The sequence below is a fragment of the Bacteriovorax sp. BSW11_IV genome, from assembly GCF_000447755.1.
Classification (GTDB): domain Bacteria; phylum Bdellovibrionota; class Bacteriovoracia; order Bacteriovoracales; family Bacteriovoracaceae; genus BSW11-IV.
In genome coordinates, this window is record NZ_AUNE01000035.1 from 1 (window position 1) to 6,916 (window position 6,916).

3 protein-coding genes are annotated in these 6,916 nt (G+C 37.7%); all 3 read right to left on the reverse strand.

The window, feature by feature from the left end; genetic code table 11:
* Positions 1–4,909 (reverse strand): choice-of-anchor D domain-containing protein (locus M899_RS09565; RefSeq protein ID WP_021271240.1); only part of this gene is annotated, 4,909 nt, incomplete at its 3' end.
* A gap of 385 nt (positions 4,910–5,294) precedes the next feature.
* Positions 5,295–5,825 (reverse strand): PepSY-associated TM helix domain-containing protein, encoded by a 531-nt coding sequence (locus M899_RS09570; protein ID WP_021271239.1) that lies wholly within the window; start codon positions 5,823–5,825, stop codon positions 5,295–5,297.
* Between the two features lie 101 nt (positions 5,826–5,926).
* Positions 5,927–6,694 (reverse strand): 4,5-DOPA dioxygenase extradiol, encoded by a 768-nt coding sequence (gene ygiD, locus M899_RS09575; RefSeq protein ID WP_369795334.1) that lies wholly within the window; start codon positions 6,692–6,694, stop codon positions 5,927–5,929.
* Between the last annotated feature and the right edge of the window lie 222 nt (positions 6,695–6,916).

The window sequence follows — 6,916 nt, forward strand, 5'->3', positions numbered from 1 at the left end:
CTGTATCGTATGTCGAAGTATCGATGAGCTCTCTCATATAATAACTACAACCATAAGGAGCTCGATAATACATGGCATAGATCATATCAACATTACTTGTCGTTTTATTGAAAGCGATTTGATAACTAATAATATTTTCCAGATTCATATCTGGAACGGCTGAATTTCTACCACCACTTACTGTTGTCGGTGGAGAGCTTGCACCATTACCACTAATACGAATTGATTCAATTCTTGGATTCGTTAAACTGCCTTTGTAAACGCGAATTAAGTTTCCACCTGAAACGCTACCGCTAATATCTCCAAACCAAAGGTCTCCATTAGGAAGAGGTTGGAAAAGTTGATACAGTCCAGGAGACTCTAACTTGAAGTCTTTTGGGTCAAGAACGATGTCAGATCTATTTGTTCCTCTTGTTCCATCATCTTTGTAACCAATAATCGTTTCGATAGTCATTGGATTTTGAGTCGTATCAATACGTCTAATACTTTGACCATCATAGACGAGAAGTCGGTCTTGATAATCCATATTGATTTTATGGATATAATTGGCCGTCGCCAATGTGACAGGCCCCCCATCACCAGTTGAGACACCAGTTTCAGGAATGAGCTGTTCTAAAACATTGGTAAATGGATTGATATATAATAATCCACGTTTGGCATCATTAAAGAATATCTTTCCATCACTACTAACGGCCAGTGTGAATGGTCGAATAGTACTTTTTGGAAACAACTGCGCCGACTTTGCCGAAGCTCCAGTTCCTGGGTCGACGTTTCCTGCAAGAATTTTAAATTTATTAGAGTTCAATGCAACAGATGTAATCGATGTGTCTTGGTTTTCATCATCGCTAATGACTACTTTTATTCTAAAATATTGTCCATCAGTTAAAGGAAATGTCCATCTATAGCACCCTGTGGCCGTATCATCTAAAGAGTTGGCCGGATCGTTAATTTGTGGACAATTGTTCGCATCATTGTTTAATGGATCTAATGGAACAGATGCATCTGGTGCAATTGGATTGAAATTAATATCATCCGTTGAATAAGAAAGGTGAACGGTTTGATTTGGAAAGGCGTTATTGTCTGTTGCTCGCCACGAAATATAAACAGTATCACCATTGTTGAAGACAAGGTCCGCATCTTCAACAGGATTGTTTGGTGTATTAGAATTTGTCACAAATAAACTTGATAACTCTGGAGGAGGGTCTGGAGTATAGTTCATGATTACAAAATCTTTACCTGCTGTAGTGTCTGCATTTGATGAAATATTTCCAGCTAAGTCTCGCACCCATAAGCTAATTTTAAAATTATTAGGAGAGAAACCTAAAAGGTATTTATAATCAGAAATTTGAATTATTTTATCAAGCGTAGCTCCTGGGTTTGGAGCATCAAAGGCCTGCCAACAAGAATCAGATAGTGTCGGTGCGGCCGTGTTATTTCCTCTAAGGCAAAAGTGCGTAAGGATAGTGTCAATATCTTCAGCTTTAAATTCCACATCAACATACTTAATCGTAGTTGCTGGAGGTGTAATTGAACCATTGACCTTAAAGGTTGCTGTGTGGATATAAGGTGCACCAAGATCTTCTACGATTCTGAAGCTATTACTTGTACTACTTCCAGTTAGTCCGTTTGTATCCGTTAGAGAAATTTTAAATTTTACATCGTTATAATAGGTACCGCTAGGAACATTGTAGTTGAAAGTATAGTCCTTATCAGCATGAGGGCCATTGCTACCAACATTAACACTTCCGGCAACGCTCCAGCTCGATCCTCCGTTTAGAGAAATCTCTACTGTGAAATTTGCGCCACCTGAAATAGTCGCCTCTGTCAGTTTAAACTTTACAGGATAAGTAATTGACCAAGGAAGAGTTGGAACATCTTCAATTGCAATAATTGGGGCCATAGAGTCATAAATATAGTCAATCGACTGATATGTTGAAATATTATCGTGTGCATCTTTACCAAAAACTCGAAGCGTTCTAAAACCTTGAGTGTTAAGAAGTGAAGGATCAAATGTAATTGCTCCAACAGCTGTTGAACAAGCTTGCCAGCCACTATCTCCTGCAGTAGGTGCAGCTGTAGATTCTTTAATCAGAATAAATGCTATATCATCACAATCTGATGCAGTCAGAGTCATTGGGTTTTGTGAGGTCGAAGTGCCTGCACTAAAGTTTGCAGGCGTTACATTAGGAATAGTAGAAGTTTGATCTTCAACATTTAGTGTGAAAGTTGTTTCGTCAACAGAATCTAAGTCCCCATCATTTACTATGTACTTTAAAGTCACAGCGCCGTGGAAGTTTACTGGAGCTATATAATCACAAATGAGATCCTGAGAGTATGTTCCTGCCACAAGACAATTTGATAGAGCTCCAATAGCAACATCTTGTGTAAGTTTATATGTAAGGTCTCCTGCAACGTTATCAACATCACTTCCCGCAGGAAGAATTACAACTGTACTTAGATTATCTCTTAAAGTTTGAGAGTTATTATTTGCGGCCACTGGAGCGTTATTAATACCTGTTGCCACTAAAGCAAGAGAGAGGGTATCGCTACCACAAGTAAGACCAAGCGTTGCCGATTTTAGAGTTTTTGAATTTGGTGTTGCGCTTATATCGACAGTACATGAGCCACTCGCAGGAATTATGCCCGCACAAGTATTTGAGTCTATTGAGAACTCTGAACTATTTGTTCCACTCAGAGAAAACGCGCAACTCTCTCCATCGACAAGCCCGGTGTTGTTGATGGTAATCGTCGTTGTATCAGTTGCATGAGTTAGGATATTTCCAAAGTCATATGAGCTTGGTGAGAAAGATAAGCTTGGTGCTCTTATTTCAATTTGCTGAGTTTCTGTTGTCGAATTACCCAAAAGATCAGTGAAGCTCACTTCAACGAGAGCGTTGGATGTTGAAATATTTGGTAATAGAATATTTGTTGCAAAAGCTTCATTTGTTAAAGGGCCATCGGCAGCGGCCACATCAACTAGATTTGACCATGTCGCTCCGTTGTTTGAACTAAAGCGAATCGAAAAATTTAGTGCCGCGGAAGTGTTAACCTCTGTTAATGTCCAGTCAAATGGATGAGTTCTGTCAGCGCGATAAGATGATTGAATTCCCGTAAAAGCAATAACTGGATTTGTGTTATCTAAATAAACTGGGATACGGCTAAGGGCCGTAATCTTATCATTAATGTCTTTCGCATAAATATCAACGTTGATGCTACCGTCACTTAATCTTTGTAATGTGTAGTTAATAGTGGCACTTGAACAATCATGTATGAAATCGGTATCAATAGGTGTTGCAGAATCTTCTACAATTGCAATTTTCGATAAGGTATCGCACGATAGAGTCCCATCTGCATTCATTGTGTCAGTTAAATTTACAGATAATGTGATATTCCTAGAGGCCGTTGGTGTTGTTGACAATAGTGCAATGCTTGGGAGTGTCACTGGATATGTATCTACAGCTTCATAATCCCATTTATAGTAGTAGTGTGGTTTTGTTCTATTGACGTTATTGTCCCCACTATTTTTTGCTCCAACATATAGTTCGACTTTATTAATTGTTTTTGTATTGGCCGTAGGAGTATATTCCCATTGGAAGGCATTACTTACGACGTTGTCGTTTAATATCCATTCGTAGGCCACCGTATAGTCAGATGACCAGTGGGTTGCATTTGACGTAAAAGTTGATTTCACTCCTTCTTCTAGAGTGGAGGCAGCATTTACATTCGTTAAAGATGGAGCAGAGTCAGCAATAATATCTGGGTTTGACCCCGTAATATTTTCAAATGAGTTATTTAGATCAGGATTATTGGCGATTTGATCGGCGATATCATCAAGATCGTTACTTCCGCCAACAACATTCTTAATTTGATCTTCTAGTTGGTCGAGTCTACTTTCATTAATCTCATCAAGGCTATTTTCTGTATCAGAATTAATAATCTCACTAATGATAGTACTTACGTAATCTAGGTCTTGATCGCTAAAAAAACTTGTAACAATTCTTTTAAATTCAATATTACAACCTGTCGTTCTCAGAAGATAACGAGAAGGGTTGTAAATATTTAAATTCAATTCATAAGGATCAAAATTGAAAGCTACTGTTCCCGAAATACTATTAACTCTAATTGGATTATCTGCAACGGGAGTCATTGTCTTCAAGTCAAAAAGTTGGATGCTAGGGGAGCTACATGTTAGCGCACCCGCTGCGTAAACAGGTCTTATAAGATCAAATTGCATCCAAGAAACAACCCCAACAAGAGGTAGAACTTTTCCTGTTAGCTTTGCATTTTTTATATCTTCAGTTTCTGGTGGTGTTGAGCTTGAGCTAACAAGTCCACCCCCGTCATTTGATGAATCCGATAAAGAATCAGTGGCGCTTCCACCTGAAGAACCAGTTGGAATACCAACTGTTTGATCCGAGTTGTTTGAGTTCACAGTAGGGTTTGAGCTTGTGTTATTTGATGAAGACTCTGAAGAATAATCGCCAGAAGAGTCTGAAAAATCAGAAGAGTTATTAGATAAGGGAGAGTATGAACTCTCACTATCTGAAAGCGAACTTATTTGAGCTTGGCCACTGTTACTATTTTCATTGTCATAATTATCGTAGTTATCATTTTCGCTAAAGCTATCATTTGATTCGCGAGAGCTATGAGATTTTTCACTATTTGTCTTTGAGGGCGAATTAGATGTTTGAACAATCTTATTTGCGGCCTTATTTTTTATCGAAGAAACTTTATTCTTTTTCAGCTCTTGTTTTGGAAGAACTAGTTTTGCAGTTGAAGCAATTTTTCTAGCATTCTTTTCTTTTGGCGAGTTCGGTTGAGAAAGAAAATATATAAACGCAACAACTGTACCCAGTACAGCAACACTTAGAAGCGAATGTGTTAAAGTTTTGTTGTTTTTCACGTCCATATAACCAAAAAAAAGTGAACTTGCCTTAATTATAAAGGCCTCTTCACCCTAAACACTGTTTACTTATCGGAATAACATAAAGGCTTTTGAATTTTGTCAGTCTATCTTCTTGAAATTGTTGGGAGTGGTCTGGAGTTCTTCTTGAGAAAGTAAAGTTAACTTACTAACTTCCTAATAATGCTCGGTATTTAGCTTTATATTTTGGAGTAAAAAAATGCAAATGTATCTTGGCAATTTGGTTTTAAGTTACTGATTTTATTGAATATTGTCTGTGCTTGTTTGTAAGAATGAAACAGTGTTTTGGTGCTTGTTCTAAGGTCTTGATTTTTCACAAATATTAAAACGATACCCCAATACCTGATTATAGGCATTGGGGCCTAGTTGCTTAGAGAATTAGAAACAGACCAAGCAGCACAACACCGCCAATGGCCGTAAGAATGAGAGTAATATTTTTATCTCTCTTAATAGTTAACGCCAGCCACATTCCTGAAATAAGAATTAAAAGGAGGGCCACTCCAAAAACTTTTTCAACTGTTTTTAAAAGCCCTGGTCCGTGACCTTTGTGAACTTCAATAATAGCGCGTAAAAAATTTGGTTTAACTTTTGTGATTTGCACTCCCGTATCTACAATATTTACTTCGTAGTAAGTTCTTGTTGTAGGGCGGGTGAAAACACTTTTACCTGCACCTTTTAAGTATTCAAATGAATAATTGGGATCAATTTTTTTTAATTCTTCACGTACATATTCTTCAGTTAAAGAAGTTTGCTCTGAAGCAACAGTTTGAATAACTTCTTTAGTTACATCGCCTTTATAACCTAAAAGGTAGCTTGTTCCTGTGATACTCATTAAAAAAATAAAAGGTGCAAATACTGCAGACAAATAAAGGTGAATTTTAATTAACGTAGCTCTTTTCATTTCTATTCCTATTTAAATATTCTATTTAAAGATTTGGCCACAAAGAGCTTGGTTAGACAAGTAATAGTGGAATCCATGTCATTATAAAATATTTTATGATGTTAAAAAAATCTCAGACAGCGCATAGACATTGATCCCATCTGAATACCTTCATATTCAAATTTTAAAAGATCTTTGTTCTCACTTGCTCCAGCAATATAGAGAAGAGGTAGATAGTGTTCAAGTGTTGGTATGCTAAATTTTCCTGCAGTCGTGCTCAGAGCATCTTTAGCAAGGGAGTTGAAGTCGCGCTCAATTAGTTTTTGTTTAATCCATTCATCGAATTCGATGGCCCAATCAAATGGTTTTGCCTCTTGTTCCCAACGAACTTGTCTAAGGTTGTGAACGATGTTTCCACTACCGATAATCATTACTCCTTGCTCTCGTAAAAAGTTTAATTTTTGACCAAGTTCAAGGTGAAATTCAATAGGCTTAGTTTTATCTATGCTCATTTGAAACACTGGAATGTCGGCCTCTGGAAACATATGTTTTAAAACAGACCATGTCCCATGATCGAGGCCCCAATGATTTTCATCTATTTCAATTTTTGGAGAAAGAATTGTGGAAGATACTTTTTTGGCAAACTCAGGAGAGCCTGGAGCAGGGTATTGCACATCAAACAAAGCTTTCGGAAATCCGTAAAAGTCGTGGATTGTTTTTGGCCTTTCCATTCCTGTAACCCACGTCCCGTTGGTTTCCCAGTGGGCAGAGATCATAAGAATTGCTTTTGGCCTAGGCAGACTTGCGCCAAGATTCGTAAGTGTTTGTGTAAAGTTATTTGTTTCAATGGCGTTCATCGGCGAGCCGTGGCCTAAAAATAGTGCTGGCATTTTTACATTTGAATCGTTGGAATTACTCATAAGTTTTCCCCCAAATGCGGCCGATGCAATCCCTAGGACAAGTGTTGAAATGGCATCTCGTCGGTTTAATTTTATCATGGCCTGGACCTTGGATTAGAAGTTGTACTAATCTTAATTATCGACCCAAAACTGATGTTGCAAAAGAGATGAATATGAAAATGATTGTTTCATTAGTGCAACAGTGACAATTTA

Bases quoted from the DNA above. Each gene is read 5' to 3' on its own strand.
- ygiD (WP_369795334.1), bottom strand. From the start codon at position 6,694: ATGCCAGCACTATTTTTAGGCCACGGCTCGCCGATGAACGCCATTGAA.
- M899_RS09570 (WP_021271239.1), bottom strand. From the start codon at position 5,825: ATGAAAAGAGCTACGTTAATTAAAATTCACCTTTATTTGTCTGCAGTA.